The organism is Streptomyces sp. N50, from assembly GCF_033335955.1.
Lineage (GTDB): Bacteria > Actinomycetota > Actinomycetes > Streptomycetales > Streptomycetaceae > Streptomyces.
The window spans coordinates 5603966-5621854 of sequence record NZ_CP137549.1; the positions used below are offsets into that span (position 1 = coordinate 5603966).

Annotated in this window: 12 protein-coding genes and 3 pseudogenes; 9 read left to right on the top strand and 6 right to left on the bottom strand. The window is 71.0% G+C overall.

Features of this window, described 5'->3' with window-relative positions:
* Positions 1-3: 3 nt before the first annotated feature.
* From R2B38_RS25295 to R2B38_RS25310, 4 genes and pseudogenes are all read left to right on the top strand, one after another.
* A complete protein-coding gene (locus R2B38_RS25295; protein WP_318018282.1) occupies positions 4-915 on the top strand; it encodes an MBL fold metallo-hydrolase in 912 nt (303 codons plus the stop codon).
* Positions 916-959: 44 nt separating this feature from the next.
* Positions 960-2495, top strand: a complete 1536-nt coding sequence (locus R2B38_RS25300; RefSeq protein ID WP_318018283.1) for a serine/threonine-protein kinase — start codon at positions 960-962, stop codon at positions 2493-2495.
* Positions 2496-2654: 159 nt separating this feature from the next.
* Positions 2655-4285, top strand: a pseudogene (locus R2B38_RS25305) (succinic semialdehyde dehydrogenase).
* A 79-nt stretch (positions 4286-4364) separates the two neighbouring features.
* Entirely contained in the window at positions 4365-6143 is a 1779-nt protein-coding gene (locus R2B38_RS25310; protein ID WP_318018284.1) for a GMC family oxidoreductase, read from the top strand.
* A gap of 94 nt (positions 6144-6237) precedes the next feature.
* On the opposite strand, the gene R2B38_RS25315 is transcribed toward R2B38_RS25310, so the two are convergent.
* Positions 6238-7248, bottom strand: a complete 1011-nt coding sequence (locus R2B38_RS25315; protein WP_318018285.1) for an LAETG motif-containing sortase-dependent surface protein — start codon at positions 7246-7248, stop codon at positions 6238-6240.
* A 212-nt stretch (positions 7249-7460) separates the two neighbouring features.
* Here R2B38_RS25315 and R2B38_RS25320 point away from each other — a divergent pair, with 212 nt between their 5' ends.
* The gene (locus R2B38_RS25320) at positions 7461-8642 is read left to right on the top strand and encodes a hypothetical protein (protein WP_318018286.1); all 1182 of its coding nucleotides are present in this window, start codon (positions 7461-7463) and stop codon (positions 8640-8642) included.
* Between the two features lie 659 nt (positions 8643-9301).
* Here R2B38_RS25320 and R2B38_RS25325 read toward each other — a convergent pair.
* Positions 9302-9580: pseudogene (locus R2B38_RS25325) on the bottom strand (chorismate mutase); the annotation flags it as partial.
* 399 nt (positions 9581-9979) lie between these two features.
* Between R2B38_RS25325 and guaA the strand changes: the two are divergent.
* Positions 9980-11551 (top strand): glutamine-hydrolyzing GMP synthase, encoded by a 1572-nt coding sequence (guaA, locus tag R2B38_RS25330; protein WP_318018287.1) that lies wholly within the window; start codon positions 9980-9982, stop codon positions 11549-11551.
* A gap of 14 nt (positions 11552-11565) precedes the next feature.
* On the opposite strand, the pseudogene R2B38_RS25335 reads toward guaA, so the two are convergent.
* Positions 11566-12038: pseudogene (locus R2B38_RS25335) on the bottom strand (pyridoxamine 5'-phosphate oxidase family protein).
* A 153-nt stretch (positions 12039-12191) separates the two neighbouring features.
* Between R2B38_RS25335 and R2B38_RS25340 the strand changes: the two are divergent.
* Positions 12192-12986: a class II aldolase/adducin family protein gene (locus R2B38_RS25340; protein WP_033280082.1), complete on the top strand. Its 795-nt coding sequence runs from the start codon at positions 12192-12194 to the stop codon at positions 12984-12986.
* 5 nt (positions 12987-12991) lie between these two features.
* Here the strand turns inward: R2B38_RS25340 and R2B38_RS25345 are convergent, their stop codons facing one another.
* Positions 12992-13891 (bottom strand): DUF4429 domain-containing protein, encoded by a 900-nt coding sequence (locus R2B38_RS25345; protein WP_318018288.1) that lies wholly within the window; start codon positions 13889-13891, stop codon positions 12992-12994.
* A 209-nt stretch (positions 13892-14100) separates the two neighbouring features.
* Between R2B38_RS25345 and R2B38_RS25350 the strand changes: the two genes are divergently transcribed.
* Entirely contained in the window at positions 14101-15381 is a 1281-nt protein-coding gene (locus R2B38_RS25350; RefSeq protein WP_318018289.1) for a hypothetical protein, read from the top strand.
* Positions 15382-15521: 140 nt separating this feature from the next.
* Positions 15522-16052, top strand: a complete 531-nt coding sequence (locus tag R2B38_RS25355; protein WP_033280085.1) for a DoxX family protein — start codon at positions 15522-15524, stop codon at positions 16050-16052.
* 44 nt (positions 16053-16096) lie between these two features.
* Here the strand turns inward: R2B38_RS25355 and R2B38_RS25360 are convergent, their stop codons facing one another.
* Together R2B38_RS25360 and R2B38_RS25365 are read right to left on the bottom strand one after the other, a co-directional pair.
* Positions 16097-16339, bottom strand: coding sequence for a hypothetical protein (locus R2B38_RS25360; RefSeq protein ID WP_318018290.1), 243 nt, complete (start codon positions 16337-16339; stop codon positions 16097-16099).
* A complete protein-coding gene (locus R2B38_RS25365) occupies positions 16326-17747 on the bottom strand; it encodes a PspC domain-containing protein (protein ID WP_318018291.1) in 1422 nt (473 codons plus the stop codon). The genes R2B38_RS25360 and R2B38_RS25365 overlap by 14 nt, the downstream gene beginning before the upstream one ends.
* Between the last annotated feature and the right edge of the window lie 142 nt (positions 17748-17889).

Consider the following 17889-nt stretch of genomic DNA (forward strand, 5'->3'; position numbering starts at 1 on the left):
CTCATGACCGAGGACAACACACAGACCCTGACCATCGGTGACGTCGAAGTCGTCCGCGTCGTCGAGTGGGCGCGGCCCTACGCCCCCGCCCGCACGCTCGTCCCGGACCTGCCGCCCGGCGTCTGGGAGGAGCACCGCGAGACACTCGCCCCCGACCACTGGGACCCCGAGACCGACCGCGCCGTCGTGGCGCTCCAGACCTGGGTGGTGCGCAGCGCCGGGCGGACCGTGCTCGTGGACACCGGGGTCGGCAACGGGCGGGAACGGCCCGGAAATCCGCTGTTCCACATGAGCCGGGGCGACCTCCCGGGGCGGCTGGCGCGGGCCGGTGTACGGCCGGAGGACGTCGACGTCGTCGTCAACACACACATCCACGGCGACCACGTCGGCTGGAACACCCATGACGTGGACGGGAGTTGGGAGCCGCTGTTCCCCAACGCGCGCTACCTCCTCCCCGCCGCCGACGACTTCCACTTCGGGCCGGACAACAACTACGGCGGTGCGGTACGGCCCGACGACCGCCTGATCTACGAGGACAGCGTGGCGCCCGTGCACCGCGCCGGGCTGGCGACCCTGTGGGACGGCACGGACGGCACGGACGGCACATACCGCGTCGACGAGCACCTGACGTTGGAGTCCGCACCCGGGCACACCCCGGGTTCGTCCGTGCTCCGGGTCGCCTCCGGAGGTGAACGGGCCGTGTTCGTCGGGGACTTGCTGCACAGCCCCGTTCAGATTCCGCATCCGGAGTGCAGCAGTTGCTTCTGCCTCGATCCCCGACGGGCCGCGGACAGCCGTCGGCGCGTGCTCGAACGCGCTGCGGACGAGGGGGAGTTGGTGATCCCGGCCCACTTCGGCGGTACCGGTGTCGCAGAGGTGCGGCGAGTGGGCGACACGCTGACGCTCGCGAAGTAGGACGCGCGTCGACAAGGCCGTATCCGGCGCGGTACTGATGGGGCATGAGCGAAGTCGGCGAACAGGTGCGCGACGGACGTCTGGTCGGCGGTCGCTACCGGCTGCTCGAACGGATCGGCTCCGGCGGCATGGGCACCGTGTGGCGGGCGTTCGACGAACTCGTGGACCGTGAAGTCGCCGTCAAGCAGCCGCGGTTGCCCGGCGACCCGGAGGACGAGGAGTTCCAGCGCGCCGCCCACCGGCTCTACCGCGAGGCCCGCGCGGCCGCCCGGGTCGACCATCCCTCCGCCGTCGTCATCCACGACGTCGTCATGGAGATGGAAGAAGGACAGGGCGAACTCCCGTGGATCGTCATGGAGTTGGTGCGCGGCGAGTCCCTGCACGAACGGCTCAGGCGCGGCCCCCTCACCCCCGCCGACGCCGCCCGCATCGGCCGCGCCGTCCTCGGCGCCCTGTGCGCCGCCCACGCCGTCGGCATAGTGCACCGGGACGTGAAACCCGCCAACGTCCTCCTGGGCCCGCACGACCGCGTCGTCCTCACCGACTTCGGCATCGCCCACATCCAGGGCGAGGAATCCCTCACCGCCAGTGGGGAGTTCGTAGGGTCACTCGAATTCATCGCCCCCGAGCGCATGTCGGGCACGGGCGCAGGCCCGGCCTCCGACCTGTGGTCCCTGGGCGTCCTGCTGTACGCGGCCGTCGAGGGGGCATCTCCCTTCCGCCGTACGACCGTTGAGTCCACCCTCGGCGCGATCCTCGCCGGCGATCCGCCCGAGCCGACCCGCGCGGGGCCTCTCGGGCCGCTGATCCTGCGGATGCTGGAGCGGGAGCCCGAGGCGCGGCCGGGGGCGGAGGAGGTCGGCGCGGTCCTGGACGCGGTGGCCGAGGGGAAGGACGTACCGGAGCCGCCGATCGCCCTCCAGGACGCGGTGCCCGACGTGGAGCCCGTAGGCACCGCCACCGCCAACGAGGCTGTCCCGCAAGCCGAGTTGGAGCCCGCACCCGCACCCGCACCCGCACCCGCTCTCGCCCCCGCACCCGAGCCCAAGTCCCGCCGCCCCCGCCGCGCGCTTCTCGTCGCGCTCGGGGTGCTCCTCCTGGCAGGGCTGGTCTTCGGCACGTTCGTCGAGAGCGTCCTCGACAAGGACTCCTGGACAGCTCACCGGAGGGAGGGCATAGGTGCGGTCCTCTCCCTCCCGTCCCAGTACCGGCTGCTCCGGACGCAGACGGCGTCCGGCAGCCGTACCGTCACCTACGGCACCGGCGCCCTCCGCGTCAGCCTCACCGCATGGGACCAGGCCGTCGGCACGCCCCTCGCCGAAGCCCGGTCCTGGGCCGAGGCCACGTCCGACCCCCACTACACCCGCACCAGCTTCCGCGGAAACAAGGACGCGATCCTGGCCGACACCACCTACGACCAGTCCGGCGTCCCCACCCGCGCCCTGGCCCTGATCATCCGCACCGCGGACGGCCGTATGTACGAACTGCGCGTGGACATGCCCAAGGGCACCCCGGTGGAGAAGAAGGGCACCGCGCTCTTCAAGGGCGCTCGCGCCCGCCTCACTCTCACGGAAAAGTGATCCGGCGGCGGTCCGGTGGCGATCCGGGGGTGATCATCCCCGTACAACGCCCTGATCAGGGCATTCGTTGCCAGTGATCACTGGCGTGATGTGAGCACTGGGTGAATCCCGATTACCGACGGGTACCCAAACCTCCCCTCGCGGCATACCCTGCCGCACATGACGGACTCGCAGGCCCCGGAAAAGACCGGTACGGAAACGACGACCGGCACGAACCCCCTCGCGCCGGCCCCCACGGGCGCGCGTACCGCCGCCGATGTGGTCACCCCGGAGCTGGTCGCCCAGCTCACGAAGGGTGTGGTCGGCTCCGGCCGGACCGCCAACCACTCGCCGTTCACCGGCGAGAAGCTCGCCGATCTGCCCGAGTCCACCCCCGAGGACGTGGCGAAGGCCTTCGACACGGCCCGCGCCGCGCAGGCGCTGTGGGCGCAGACGCCGGTACGGCAGCGCGCGGCGGTCCTGCTCCGCTTCCACGACCTGGTCCTCGCCCGCCAGGCCGAGGTCCTCGACCTGATCCAGCTGGAGACCGGCAAGGCGCGGCTGCACGCGCACGAGGAGGTGCAGGCCGTCGCGGTAGCGGCCCGCCACTACGGCCGCAAGGCCCCCGCCTACCTCAAGCCGAAGCGGCACACCGGCGCGGTCCCGACCCTCACCAAGGTCACCGAACTCCGGCACCCGCGCGGGGTAGTTGGCCAGATCGCCCCCTGGAACTACCCGTTCGAACTCTCCGTCGGCGACGCGCTCCCGGCCTTCGCGGCGGGCAACGCGGTCGTCATGAAGCCCGACACCGAGACCTGCCTGACCGCCCTCTGGGCCCGCGACCTCCTCATCGAGGCGGGTCTGCCGGCCGACGTCTTCCAGGTCGTCCTCGGCGAGGGCCCGGTCGTCGGCCCCGAGGTCGTCAAGCACGCCGACTACGTCTCCTTCACCGGCTCCACCCGCACCGGCCGCGAGGTCGCACAGGCCGCCGCCGCCCGGCTGATCGGCGTCTCCCTCGAACTCGGCGGAAAGAACGCCATGGTGGTCCTGGAGGACGCCGACATCGAGAAGGCGGCGGCGGGCGCGGTCCGCGCGTGCTTCTCCTCCGCGGGCCAACTCTGCGTCTCCATCGAGCGGTTGTACGTCCACGAGTCGATCGCCGACACCTTCCTTGACCGCTTCGCCGCCCGCACCAAGGCGATGCGCCTCGGCACGTCCCTCGCGTACGGCGCGGACATGGGATCGCTGGCGGGGAACGCCAGTTGGAGTCGGTCACCCGGCACGTGGACGAGGCGGTCGCCAAGGGCGCGAAGGTACTGGCCGGCGGAGTGGCCCGCCCGGACATCGGCCCGTACTTCTTCGAGCCCACCATCCTCGACGGCGTCGAGGCCCCCATGGCCGTCTGCGCCGAGGAGACCTTCGGCCCGGTCGTCTCCGTCTACCGCTTCAAGACGGAGGACGAGGTGGTCGAGGAGGCCAACTCCACGCCGTACGGCCTCAATTCCTCCGTCTGGACGAAGAGCGCCACCCGCGGCCGAGCCATCGCCGCCCGCCTCCACACCGGCACGGTCAACGTCAACGAGGGCTACGCCTCCGCCTACGGCAGCGTTCAGTCCCCCATGGGCGGCATGAAGGACTCCGGCCTCGGCCGCCGCCACGGCTCCGAGGGCATCCTCAAGTACACCGAGGCCCAAACGATCGCCCAGCAGCGGTTGTTGCCGATGGCCCCGTCGCTGGGGATGACCGACGAGGCGTACGCGCAGTTCATGAGCCGCAGTCTCCGGCTGATGAAGGCATTCCGGCTGAGGTAGGTCTTTTGCTTTTAGGGGCGCGGGGAACTGCGCGACCAGCCACAGACGGCCCGCACGCGAAACTCAAAGAGGAGAACCCGTGCCCCAGGACACCTACGACTACGACGTCATAGTCGTCGGCTCAGGCTTCGGCGGTTCGGTAACCGCCCTACGCCTCACGGAAAAGGGCTACAGCGTCGGCGTATTGGAAGCAGGCCGCCGCTTCACCCCCTCAACGCTCCCCAAAACCTCCTGGGACCTCAAGAACTACCTCTGGGCCCCCAAGCTCAACATGTACGGCATCCAACGCATCCACCTCCTCGGCAACGTCATGGTCCTCGCCGGCGCAGGCGTCGGCGGCGGCTCCCTGAACTACGCCAACACCCTCTACGTCCCCCCGAAGCCGTTCTTCGAGGACCCCCAGTGGCGTGACATCACCGACTGGGAAGAGGAGTTGACCCCGTACTACGACCAGGCCCGCCGCATGCTCGGCGTACGCCTCAACCCGACGATGACCCCGTCGGACGTCCACCTGAAGGCCGCCGCCCAGCGCATGGGCGTGGGAGACACCTTCCACATGGCCCCCGTCGGCGTCTTCTTCGGCGACGGCAAGGACGCCGGGGGAACGGCGAAGGCCCGCCCCGGCGAAGAGGCCGCCGACCCCTACTTCGGCGGCGCGGGCCCCACCCGCAAGGCCTGCACCGAGTGCGGCGAGTGCATGACCGGCTGCCGCCACGGCGCCAAGAACACCCTGAACGAGAACTACCTCTACCTCGCCGAGAAGGCGGGCGCGAAGGTCCACCCGATGACGACGGTCGTGTCGGTCACGGACGACTCCCAGGGCGGCTACGCGATAGCCACGCTCCCGACCGACGCGCGCCGGAAGTCCGATGGCCGCACCTTCAAGGCCCGCCGAGTAGTCCTCGCCGCCGGCACCTACGGCACCCAGACCCTCCTGCACCGCATGAAGGCGGGAGGGCAACTGCCGTACCTCTCCGAGAAGTTGGGCGAGCTGACCCGCACCAACTCCGAGGCGCTGGTCGGCGCGCAGACGAACAACCGCCGCTACCGCAAGGCGACCGGCACCCGGCAGGTCGACTTCACGCGCGGAGTCGCCATCACGTCCTCGATCCACCCCGACGAGAACACCCACATCGAACCGGTCCGCTACGGCAAGGGCTCCAACTCGATGGGCGGCCTCTCCATCCTCCAAGTCCCGTACGCGGAGGGCTCGTCGAGGGCGCTGGGCTGGCTGGCGAACGCGGCCAGGCACCCTCTCCTGGTCCTGCGTTCGCTCTCCAACCGCCGCTGGTCGGAGCGGACCATCATCGGCCTGGTGATGCAGTCGCTGGACAACTCCCTGACGACGTACCTGAAACCGGACGGCGTGGGGAAAGGGCTGTTGACGGCCCGTCAGGGACACGGCGCCCCCAACCCCAAGCAGATAAAGGCGGCTTCGGAGGGCGCGGCCGCGATCGCCGCCGAGATCAACGGCTTCGCGGGCTCGAACGTCGGTGAACTCATGGGCACCCCGCTCACCGCCCACTTCCTCGGCGGCTGCCCCATCGGCGCCTCCCGCGAGACCGGCGTGATCGACCCGTACCACCGCCTCTACGGCCACGCCGGCATCTCGGTCGTCGACGGTTCGGCGGTCTCCGCGAACCTCGGCGTCAACCCGTCCCTCACCATCACGGCACAGGCCGAGCGCGCGATGTCGTACTGGCCCAACAAGGGCGAGCCGGACCCGCGCCCGGAACAAGGGCTGTCGTACGAACGCCTGAAGCCGGTGGAGCCGCGTCGACCGGCCGTCCCCGAGGGCGCGTTCGGGGCGCTGAAGCTGCCGTTCCTGGGGATGCCGACGGTGCCACCGAAGTCGTAGACGACCAGCGGTACTTGACGTAGCGGCCGGTACGGACAGAAGGACCTGCGCCCCCCTCCGAGCGCAGGTCCTTCCTCGTGCGGCGAGCTACGTGTTACGCGCTCGCGCCGCTCTTGCGCCGACGGACCATGACCACCGCGGCGGCACCCGCGACGACGGCGGCGCCGCCGACGAGGCCGATCACCGGGAGCGCGGAACTGGAGCCGGTCTCGGCGAGGTTGCCGGTCGGGAGGTCGGAGACCTGGCCCTGCGGCTTCTTCACCGAGGTGTCCTTGTCACCGGTGCTCGGGGTGGCGGTGCCCGGGTCGGTGTTCGAGGAGCCGGCCTTCAGGACCTCGAAGTCGTACTGCGCCCAGCCCTCGGCGATGCAGTCCTGGCCCTTGACGTTGTCGAGGTAGGCGCCGGAACCGAAGGAGTAGGCGTCGCCGGCCGGGGCCTTCGCGCTGATGCTGACGCGCAGGTCGACGGTCTCGCTCTTCCCGGACTTCAGCTCGTCGACGTAGAAGAAGTAGTCACCGGCCCACTCGTCGTTCCCGATGCGGTCCCACTTGCCGGTCTCGGGGTTCTTGAACTCCAGGTCCACGTACGGGCTCAGGAACTTCGACTCGTCGAGCTCGTAGTTCTCGACCTCGGCGTAGAAGGCGACGCCGTCGACCGTGGTCTTCGACTTGTTGGTGACTGTCAGCTTGAAGCCGTGGAAGCCGTCGCCCGCGACGATCTTGCCCGGCAGGCCCTTGATGTCCGCGGACACCTTGGCGGTGGAGAAGTCCTCGTCCAGGTCCTCGCAGAACGGCACGTCCGGGTCGGTCGGCTCCCCGGTCGGCTCGGCCGAGGTGGAGGGCGTGGCCGAGGTGGAGGCGCTGTCGCTCGCCGAGGGCGAGGTCGAGTCGCTCGGCAGGGTGCTGCCGGTCGGCGACGCGGAGTCGGAGTCGGACGGCGTCGGGGAGACCGAGTCGGACGGCGAAGCGGAGACGGACTCGCTCGCGCTGTCGCTCGGGCTCGGCGACGCGGAGTCCTCCGCGAACGCGGCGGGCGCGGAGAGCAGGGCGAGCGGAGCGATGACGGCCGTCGCGGCCGCCGCGACCATGGCACGGCGCAGCTTCATGAAGTCCTCAAGAAGTCCGGTGTGCTGCGGCAGCGCAGCACGCTGGGCGGAGGGCGCCGCGTGTGGGGCGCGGGTGTGGCCCTTGGTTATGCAGGTGAGACCCGGGAAACCTGAGAACGGTTGTGCCCATCCTCACAGGATTCTTATGTGGGCTGTGTCACACCCGAGTTCTTCTTGTGAACAGGCTTTCGGAACGTCTAGAACTTGGGGACGTGTCTGACAAGCCTGCCGAGGAACCGTCCTCGACCCCGGAGATCCCCGACGATGTCTGGGAACAGTTCGCCCGTGACACGGAGCGCGAGATCCGCGCCTCCGCCCCGAAGGAGCCGTCCGCCCGCGCCCGTGAGGTGACCGAGCGGCTGAAGCAGAACGAGAGCAAGGCGAAGGGCAAGGGCAAGAAGGGCAAGCGCCAGGAGCCCGAGGGCTGGCGGACCGGTCCCGCCTGGCAGGAGATGAACGGGCGGGCCCGGCGCAGGCGCCGCGTGTGGGCCGTTCTCGGCGTCCCGCTCGCGATAGCCGCCGTCGTGGTCGCGATGAAACCGTCGCTCATCCCCGGCGACCCCTTCCACAAGGGCGGCAAGGACAGCCCGGACACCGCCGCGGTCTCCCCGCTCGCGCCGGAGACTGCCGCCCCGACCGCCGCGCCCTCCGCCGTGGACCCCGAAACCCCCACCCTGGACCGGCCGTTCGCCGGTTCACCCGCCCTGAACTGGGCCGACGGCGCGGCCGGCATCGTCCTGCCGCAGGCGAAGGCGGTGGGCGCGTTCTCCAAGGACCAGGTCCAAGTCGCCCTGAAACAGGCCGAGACGTTCCTCGTCGACGCCAACCTCGACCCGAAGACGATCGCCGGCGCCCGCCCGGCCGCCGCGCTCGCGGTGCTCGACCCGAAGCAGCCGAACCTGCTCACCCGGCTGAACACGTCCCTGAGCACCCCGGCCAAGACCCACGACCCGCTGCAGATGTTCAGCCGCTTCGACCCCAAGCAGGTACGGCTCGTCGGCGACGTGGTGAAGACCCGCGGCCGGATCACCTTCAAGGCGGGCGAGCACTCCGGCGTCGCGATCCACGCCGACTACACCTTCGTCTACCCGGTCGTCCGCACCGACGGCTCCGTCGAGGTCACCCGCACCATCGTCCGCCGCGTGCTCGACCTCGAACTCCTCGACCCCGCCCACTACCAGGTCACCACCGGCAAGCTCAGCGTCGACAACTACGACGCGGAGTTCGGCAACACCGCCTGCGAGGTCTACGACGGCTACTTCCACCCGGACTTCCCCTCGGCGGAGCCCACGGGAGCGGCGCCGACCGGCCCGACGACGGACCCGTACGACCGGAGCAAGGCCATCGGGGAGGGCGGCGAGGAGAAGACGTGCGGGACGGTGTCACGCACCTGACGGCCGTGCGCCGACGGGCAGTTGAGGAGAGCTGAGGGGAGCTGAGGAGAGCTCAGGGGAGCTGAGGGGAGCTCAGGACAAGCGAAGGGCCCCGCGGGACGGAGCCGCGGGGCCCTTCTCCGTCAGCACCGACGTCAGGGCAGCGCCGGTGCCTGGGAGCGGCGCCGGGGGGTTGCGCCGCTTGTCTCAAGTGCCCTGGGTCGGCGCCCCGGCGCACACGGGGCGCACGCTTGGTCTCGACCTTTGGCGGGGTGTTGCCGACGGGACAGTGCACTGCAATGCGGTTGTCTGCATGGGGACTTGGGGCTGGGGGAAGCCTCAGGGCCCTCTACGCATCGTGCTGGATGGACGCGGCCTCCGCAACCGTTCGATCCGGCTTTGTGCATTTTTGCAGTTTCCGCCGGGCGGCCCCGGGCGTCCCCGGAGCCGACCGTTCTCTTGGGTGACCGGGCTGCTGTCCCCTGCCGTCCGGTCACGACCCTGGAGCGAGGTCCCACGACGCACGGCACGATCCGTACGTCTCATCGCCCCAGCCGAGCCACGCGTGGTTCTTTCGGGCCCGCCCCTGGCTGGCGCGGACACCACCCCAACGAAGCGGTTCGCGAGGCGGTCACGCGCCGTACGGGTGAGAGCGGGCCCGAACTCAGATGCGACGGGCCTCAGATACGACCCCGGGACAGTTCGAGCAGCGTCATCGCGAGGGCGGTACCGGGCTTGCCGAGCGCGTCGCTGTAGTGCCGGAGGATCTCGTTCTCCCGGGTCAGGCTCACCCGTCGTCCGCCGGACGCGATCCGCGTTTCCTGGACGACGGCGGAGACGGCGACCCGTTCCTGGATCAGCCCGATGATCCGGTCGTCGAGGGCGTCGATGCGGGCGCGGGCGTCGGTGATCGTCTGCTCGGGAGCGGTCGTCGGCGTGGTCGTGGTGGCGGTCATGTGGGGCTCCTTGTCGGAAGGCCGCCCCGGAGCGACACGACCCGGAGAACGACAGGCGCCCCGGGCCTTGTCGGCCCGGGGCGCCTGGAAAGTCGCTTGTCAGTAACTCAAGCAGCTCGACCATGGCAGCCGGCGGGCCGGTTGCCATAGGTAAAGAGGAAGGTCGGGTGCGTGAGCATGGGGGCGAGTATGGCACAGAACGGTTTGGGGGTTCCGGGCGCCCATGAGGCTCGCCGAGCCGGGCGTAGTGGGGCGCCCTTTCAGCCCACCGATTCGGGCGGTGGGTGGGCAGGCATCCGGGGGTCTGGGGGCGGAGCCCCTGGGACGACCAGGTGCCCCACCCGAGCCCCGTTAGAATCGGTACCCCAGACCCCCGCCCCACCGCCGGAAGGCCCCGCCCCCGTGTCAGCAGCGACCCCCGCCCCCGACACCGTCCTGGTCGTCGACTTCGGCGCGCAGTACGCCCAGCTCATCGCCCGCCGCGTCCGCGAGGCCCGGGTCTACAGCGAGATCGTGCCGAGCACCATGCCGGTAGCGGAGATGCTCGCCAAGAACCCGGCGGCGATCATCCTCTCCGGCGGCCCCTCGTCGGTGTACGCGGAGGGCGCCCCCCGCCTCGACCGCGAACTCTTCGACGCCGGCGTCCCCGTCTTCGGCATGTGCTACGGCTTCCAGCTGATGGCCACGACCCTCGGCGGCACCGTCGACAACACCGGCGCCCGCGAGTACGGCCGTACGGAACTGCACGTCTCCAAGGCGTCCTCCACCCTCTTCGAGGGCACCCCGGTCGAGCAGTCGGTGTGGATGTCGCACGGCGACGCCTGCTCCGCCGCCCCCGAGGGCTTCACGGTCACCGCGTCCACGGACGTCGTCCCGGTCGCCGCCTTCGAGGACGACGAGAAGAAGCTCTACGGCGTCCAGTACCACCCCGAGGTCATGCACTCCACGCACGGCCAGCAGGTCCTGGAGCACTTCCTCTACCGGGGCGCGGGCCTCACCCCGAACTGGACGACCGGCAACGTCATCGACGAGCAGGTCGCCGCGATCCGCGAGCAGGTCGGCGACAAGCGCGCCATCTGCGGTCTGTCCGGCGGCGTCGACTCCGCCGTAGCGGCCGCCCTGGTCGCGCGCGCCATCGGCGACCAGCTGACCTGCGTCTACGTCGACCACGGTCTGATGCGCAAGGGCGAGACCGAGCAGGTCGAGAAGGACTTCGTGGCCGCGACCGGAGTCAAGCTCGTCGTCGTGGACGCGGAGGAGCGCTTCCTCACCGCGCTCGCCGGGGTCTCCGACCCGGAGCAGAAGCGGAAGATCATCGGCCGCGAGTTCATCCGCGTCTTCGAGCAGGCGCAGGCCGAGATCATCGCCGACGCGGGCCCCGAGGTCGCGTTCCTGGTGCAGGGCACGCTCTACCCGGACGTCGTCGAGTCCGGCGGCGGCACCGGCACGGCCAACATCAAGTCCCACCACAACGTGGGCGGCCTGCCCGAGGACCTGGAATTCCAGCTCATCGAGCCGCTGCGCAAGCTGTTCAAGGACGAGGTCCGGATGGTCGGCCAGGAGCTGGGTCTCCCGGACGAGATCGTCCAGCGCCAGCCCTTCCCGGGCCCCGGCCTCGGCATCCGCATCGTCGGCGAGGTCACCAAGGACCGCCTCGACCTCCTCCGCGACGCCGACGCGATCGCCCGCGAGGAACTGACCGCGGCCGGCCTCGACCGCGACATCTGGCAGTGCCCGGTGGTCCTCCTCGCGGACGTCCGCAGCGTCGGCGTCCAGGGCGACGGCCGCACCTACGGCCACCCGATCGTCCTGCGCCCGGTCTCCTCCGAGGACGCGATGACCGCCGACTGGTCCCGCCTGCCGTACGACGTCCTCGCGAAGATCTCCACCCGCATCACGAACGAGGTCGCCGACGTCAACCGGGTCGTCCTCGACATCACGTCGAAGCCGCCGGGCACCATCGAGTGGGAGTAGGCCTCTCCTGAGGCTCAGGTCCGCTTGAGGGTGCGCACCGGCGCCCCGGGCGTCCAGATCTGGACGACCAGGTACTTCTCGTCCTCGACGTAGGTCCGCACGACCTCCGTCACCTCGGTGCGGAAGAGGTGGAACGGCTCCGGCGGTTCCACCTCTTCGCTGTACGCCCCCTTCACCCCGGGGTCGGTGACCTCCACCGCCCGCCCGCCGACCCGTACATCCCCGCCGCCCATCTCCGTACCCGCCCCGGGTTCGCCTGCAGCGCGAACCGCGGATCCCGCCGCAGATCCAGCGCCTTGAACGAGTCGGGCATCATCCCGAGCCACAACTCCCCGTCCAGGAACCGCACTTCGATCCCGCTCGTCCGCGGCGACCCGTCCTTGCGCAGGGTCGCGAGGATGTGGTGCGTGAAGGCACGGAAGCGCTTCTCCACGGTCGCGGCGAGCTCGGGTTCGGCGGCGGCGAATACCGCCCAGTTCGATGTCATACGGTCACTGTCCCGCCGATACCCGACATCCACTGTCCGGATTGGCGGACGCCGTGCACGCTTGGTGCCGCATCTTTACAGAACACCACTGCCCTTTTCGCCTCACTGACGGTAACTTCCGCCGGTAACCAGGAACCCAGTGCTGGAGGACCGATGCACGGGCCGACGCCGCCCTCCCCCCTGCCCACCGACCGGCTGCGGTTCGCCATGCCGCCGATGCACGAGTCGGTCGAGGACGAACGCCGGCACCGCAAGGAACGGCTCGCGGGCGCCCTGCGCCTGTTCGGCCGGTACGGCTTCGAGGACGGGGTCTCGGGGCACATCACCGCCCGCGACCCGGAGTTCACCGACTGCTTCTGGGTCAACCCCTTCGGGATGCCCTTCCGGCACGTCACCGTGAGCGATCTGGTGCTGGCCAACTCGGACGGCCAGGTGCTCCAGGGCCGCCACCACGTCAACCAGGCCGCGTTCACCGTGCACTCGCAGGTCCACGCCGCCCGCCCGGACGTCGTCGCGGTCGCCCACTGCCACTCCGTGCACGGCCGCGCGCTCTCCGCCCTCGGCGACTTCCTCGACCCGATCAGCCAGGAGAGCTGCGCCTTCTACGAGGACCACGCGCTCTACGACGCCTACAGCGGTGTCTCCGTCGACGCCGAGGAGGGCAAGCGGATCGCCGCCGGCCTCGGCTCGCGCAAGGCGCTGGTGCTGCGCAACCACGGCCTGCTCACCGTGGGCGACTCGGTGGACGCGGCGGCCTGGTGGTTCCTGTCCATGGAACGCTCCTGCCAGGTCCAGCTCCTCGCGAAGGCGGCCGGCCGCCCTCTCCTCATCGACCACAAACTCGCCGTCGCCACCCGCGAACAGACCGGCGGCGACCTCGTCGCGTGGATCAACTACCAGCCCCTGTGGCAGGACATCAGCCGCAGCGAACCGGACCTCCTCAGCTGAGGCCCCTAACGGAAACCCCGCAGCACCGCCGCCTTGGTCATCGTGAACTCCTCGTCCGTGAGCACCCCTTCCCGGTGCAGCTCCCCCAACTCCCGCAACCTGCGCAGGAGTACGTCGTGATGGTCGGCCGGAGGCGGGACGGCGGCCGCCCGCCGGGGCCGGTCCGCGAACTCGCCGTCGCCGCCCTCGTGTTCCCGTGCCGACGGATGCGGCAGCCGCGCGGTCACCGCCGTCGCGACCAGCGCCGTGAGCAGGTCGCGGCGGGTGCTGCCCCACAGATCGAGGGCGTACGGGTCCTTCTCCGGCGGCAGTTTCGAGAACACCGTCTCGCGGGTCACGAACCGCATGAACCCGTCCTCGTACCCGGAGTTGGGCAGCCACTCCACCTGGACGAGGTCGCCCACGGCGACTATGCGCGGTCCGGTCGCCCGCTTGACGCGCTCCGAGGTGTCGGCCCAGTCGATGCGCACCTGGGCGCCGTCGAACGACACCGTGCCGTCGGACGAACGCACCGACACCGGGACCGGCGGGCCGGGCAGGAGATAGGCCTTGGTGGGCTCCTTGGGGATCTGGTCGAGGAGCAGCCCGTGCCGGATCTCCTCCGCCACGTACTCGGCCACCCCGGACCGGTCGATGTCCACCATCAGCCGGTACGGATCCGCCGCGTCCGGCAGCCGCCCGCCGGTCGCCTGGAGCAGCGGGTCGGCGCCCTCCCGCAGTCTCAGCCGCAGCCGGCCACGCTTGCGCTCGGGTTCGTAGACGACCCCCGCGACGGCTTCGAGGGGCACGGCGATCTCCCCGTACGTCTGCCGGAACAGTGGCACGGAGCGGTGAAGTCCCGGCGTGATACGGACCGTTGTGCCGTCGAAGGCCCAGGTCCCGTCGCGCTGGATGATCTCGGCCATGGGGAAATTCTCGCAGCCGGGTCAACACGGCGGCGCTCACTTCACCCGCGCTGACCAGACCTGCCGGACGCGGGCCGTGTCCCGTAGGGCACAATCCGCTGTTGTCGTACGGGAGTTGCAAGGCGGTGGCCAAAGGCTTCGGAGCCGGCCGCCGAACGTGAGGGCCCGGGGTCGCGGGCCGCGGGGCATGGGGAAGGCAGGCGTCGGACGTGGCGGTGCAGGAGGCGAGACAGGGCGGCGAGCACGTCGGTGCCCACGGAGGCGGCTGCACCTGCGGGGACTGCCCGCACGGAGCACGCGAGGGGCACCGGCGCGCGGTCGCCGCGTTCCTCGTCAAGCGGGACGGCTTCGCCGCCGGGGAAGGGCTGCCCGCGGCGGTGGCCCACTCCGTGTCCGCCTCCCGGCAGTGGGTCTCGGACGAACTGACCCAGTCCGCCGACGTCGTCGCCGAACGCGGCCGCGCCGAGGGCGGCGCCTGGCTGGCCCGCCTCTGGCACCGCACGGCCTTCGCGGTGTGGAGCGCCTTCGTCGTACTGCTCCTGGTGCAGGCGCTCACCGCGATCGGCGCGGGCTGGACGGCCGCCCGCACGGCGGGGCTGCTGGCCGCGCTCGTGGTCGCCGGCGCGCTGACCGCGGCCTCCTGGTTCCACCGGGCGCGCGGCGGGGCGCTGGCCCCGGTCATCGGTGAGGACAACCGGCTGTCGACCTCCCGTGCCGTGGCCGTGTCCTGGGTGCTGTTCGTGGCGTACGCGGTGCTGGTCCTGGCCGGCCGGCTCGCCGCCGCCTCCGACCACGCCGAACGCGACGCCCTCATCTCCGGCCTCGAACTCGCCCGCGGCGCCGGTGTGGTGACCGTCCTCGCCGTGGTCTGCGCGATCGCCGTCCTCGTCCGCCGGGTCGTCGGCCTGCGCGTGCTGGGCCAGCGCCTCCAGAAACTCCCCGCCGACCGCCCCCGCGCCGCCGACCTCCTCACCGACGACGCGGGCCGCGGCACCTTCGCCGACATCCAGTACGTCGCGATCAGCGCCGTCGCCCTCGTCTTCGTGGCCGTACGCCTCGCCCGCCGCCCCGACCAACTGCCCGATCTGCCCTGGGGCTTGGCGGTGGTGGTGCTGATCTCGGCGGCGACGTACCTGGCCGGCAAGTACGCGGAGGGCGGCCGCCCGGTCATCCTCTCGGTGGTCCGTTCCCGCGAGGCGGGCGACCTCGACGCACCCATCCGCACCGGCGACGACATCGAGATCCGGGGCGCGGGCTTCGTACCCCCGGGCGCCCAGACCGCCGACCGCCTCTCCCGCATGGTCGTCCGCATCGGCCCGGTCAACGTCCACGTCCCGCTGGTCCCGGTCACCGGCGGCTTCTCCAACCCGACGGACACCCTCCTGACCGTCCCGGTCCCGGTCGATGTCGAGCCCGGGCGCGTGGAGGTACAGGTCGTGACGGCGGCGGGCGTGGAGACCAACTCCTGCGTCGTCGACGTGACGGACTGACACCTGCGGCGGGTCGCCCACCGTACGAGCCGTGCCAAAGTCGCGAAAACTGGTTGAAGCATGATTGAGCGGGTCCCCCTATTCGTACGTATGGTCTGTTGAGGGGTCACGGCACAGCGGGCGAGAGGCGGCTAAGGGCGATGACTCACGGCACTCGAATGGATACGCAAACCCCGTACCTCGACGGCGACCGGAGCTGGCGGGACACCGCCACCCGATACGCCCTGCTCCCACTGCGCGTCTTCCTCGGCGTCACCTTCATCTACGCCGGCCTGGACAAACTCACCGACAGTGCCTTCATGAAGTCCTCCGGCGCCGGCTCGATCGGCGAGACGATGCGCGCGGTCCGCGACTCGTCGGCCATCCCGGCCCTGGTCGACCTGGCCCTGAAGAGCCCCGTCGGCTTCGGCTACGCCATCGCCTTCGGTGAACTCGCCGTCGGCATCGGCACGTTGATCGGCTTGCTGGCCCGCCTCGCCGCGCTCGGCGGCGCGCTGATCTCGCTCAGCCTGTGGCTGACCATCAGCTGGGCCAACGACCCGTACTACTACGGCAACGACCTCGCCTACCTGATGGCCTGGCTGCCCCTCGTCCTCGCCGGCGCCTCCATGTTCTCCCTGGACTCGATGATCCGCGGCAGGCGAAGGCAACGGGCGGGCGGCTACCGGTAGCTCCCCGGACCGGGCGGGCTGTCGGGCCCGCCCGTAGACGATCTTCAGCCGGATATGTCCGGACCGGGGTCGGCCGTGTTCCTGCGGCCGGCCCCTCGGCGTCTGCGGACCGCGCCGTTGATGCCCGCCACCACGCCGGCCAGCACCAGGCCGACCGTGACCAGCGGGATCACCGTGAACCACTCGGTCACCCACAGCCCGCCCGCGTCCCCGGCGTAGACCACGCCCGCGGCGGCGAGGAAGAGACCGGCGACCAGTTTTCCTGGCTGGAACTCATGACGCAGCACGGCTGACCTCCGCCTGTCCGACGCCGACCTGGAGGTCCAGGTCCAGCGTGCCGGTGCTCTTGACGCCCGTCGCCGGGTTCAGCGTGACCTGCTTGTGCTTGCCCGGCTCCACGTCCACGTCCTTCTTGTCGTCACCGGGCAACTGGATGTCCCCGACGCGTACGTCCACACTCAGGTTCACCGTCACGTTCGACGGGACGATGACCTTCAGCTGCCCGACGCCCACCTCGGCGTCCGTCGAGACCGTCTGCCCCTTGGCCAGCCGCAGCCGGGTCAGGTCGAGCGTGCCCACCCCGTTCCCCAGGTCGTACTTCTGCTGTACCTCCGCCACCGCCGCGGGCTGCCAGGTGAGGTGTTCCCAGTGCGTGGTGAGGTCCTTGGGCAGGGCCGCCGAGGCGGCGAGCAGGCCGGCCGTGACGATCGCGAGGAACACCGAGCCCGCCCCCGTACGCCCGAGGAACGCGCTGACCGCGATCCCCAGGCCGAAGACGACGAGCGCGCAGGCCAGACCCGCCTGGAGGCTGGTGCCGAGCGTCTGGTCGTCCCACTTCGCGGCGGTGCCGAGGCCCCCCGCGAGCAGCGCGAGCAGGAACACCCAGCCGCCGATCCAGCGCGGGCCGCGTGTTTTCGGCGGCGCCGGGCGCGGGACCCGCTGGTCCGCGGGCCAGTGCGGGTACGAGGGAGCGAGTCTGACGTCGATCACGTCCGCGATGTCACGGTCGCGGGAGTCGCCGGGGCCCCACAGATATCCGGTGCCACCGACGTGTGTGCCGTCCTTGACGATCGGATCACGCCACCAGGAGGGGTAGGCGATGGCCACCGGCGGCGCCTGGGCCTCCGGCGGGGCGTCGGCGACGGCCTGCGCGGCGAGCGGGTCGGGGTCGGGGGCGCCGCGCTGCTGCGACCAGTACCCCGCGCCCGCCAGCAGGAGGGAGAGGACGACGGCGAAGGTCAGCACACTGGCGTTGTTCAGCATCGACAGGAACACGCCGCAGCCGACCAGCGCGAAGAGCACGGCGGCCAGGGCCTGGCCGTCCACGCGGCCGGTGAAGAGCTTGCGGACCTCGTTCTCCTCCTCGTCGTCGTACGGGACGAAGAGCCATGCGAAGCCGTAGAAGATGAGGCCGATGCCGCCCGTCGCCGAGAGCACGGCGAGCGTGATGCGGAAGATCACCGGGTCCATGTCGCACTGCCGCCCGAGCCCCGCGCACACCCCCGCGAGCACCTTGGACCGCCGGTCCCGCCTGAACCGGTGCGGAGCCGCGGCCGCGGTGCCGCCGCCGGGCACGGCACCCGGCGAGGAGGCGGCACCCGCGCCGGGCACGGCGTCCTGCGGCCCGCCGCCCGCTCGCGGACGTGGGCCGGAGCCGGGCCCGGGGCCCGCCGCGGCGCGCTCGTGATCTGTCATGCGTCCATGCTGCCCGCCGCGAGCCGCCGATGGCAGTCGGGACGACCCTGGCCGAACCCTGAAATCGGCCCTGACCCGGACCGGGGGAGTGTTCGAGGGGCTGAGGCTGTGGTGCGCGCCGGTGGGCTGTGCAGTGAGCTGT

Bases quoted from the DNA above. Each gene is read 5' to 3' on its own strand.
- R2B38_RS25365 (WP_318018291.1), bottom strand. From the start codon at position 17,747: ATGACAGATCACGAGCGCGCCGCGGCGGGCCCCGGGCCCGGCTCCGGC.
- R2B38_RS25355 (WP_033280085.1), top strand. From the start codon at position 15,522: ATGACTCACGGCACTCGAATGGATACGCAAACCCCGTACCTCGACGGC.
- R2B38_RS25315 (WP_318018285.1), bottom strand. From the start codon at position 7,248: ATGAAGCTGCGCCGTGCCATGGTCGCGGCGGCCGCGACGGCCGTCATC.
- R2B38_RS25300 (WP_318018283.1), top strand. From the start codon at position 960: ATGAGCGAAGTCGGCGAACAGGTGCGCGACGGACGTCTGGTCGGCGGT.
- R2B38_RS25340 (WP_033280082.1), top strand. From the start codon at position 12,192: ATGCACGGGCCGACGCCGCCCTCCCCCCTGCCCACCGACCGGCTGCGG.
- R2B38_RS25295 (WP_318018282.1), top strand. From the start codon at position 4: ATGACCGAGGACAACACACAGACCCTGACCATCGGTGACGTCGAAGTC.
- R2B38_RS25345 (WP_318018288.1), bottom strand. From the start codon at position 13,891: ATGGCCGAGATCATCCAGCGCGACGGGACCTGGGCCTTCGACGGCACA.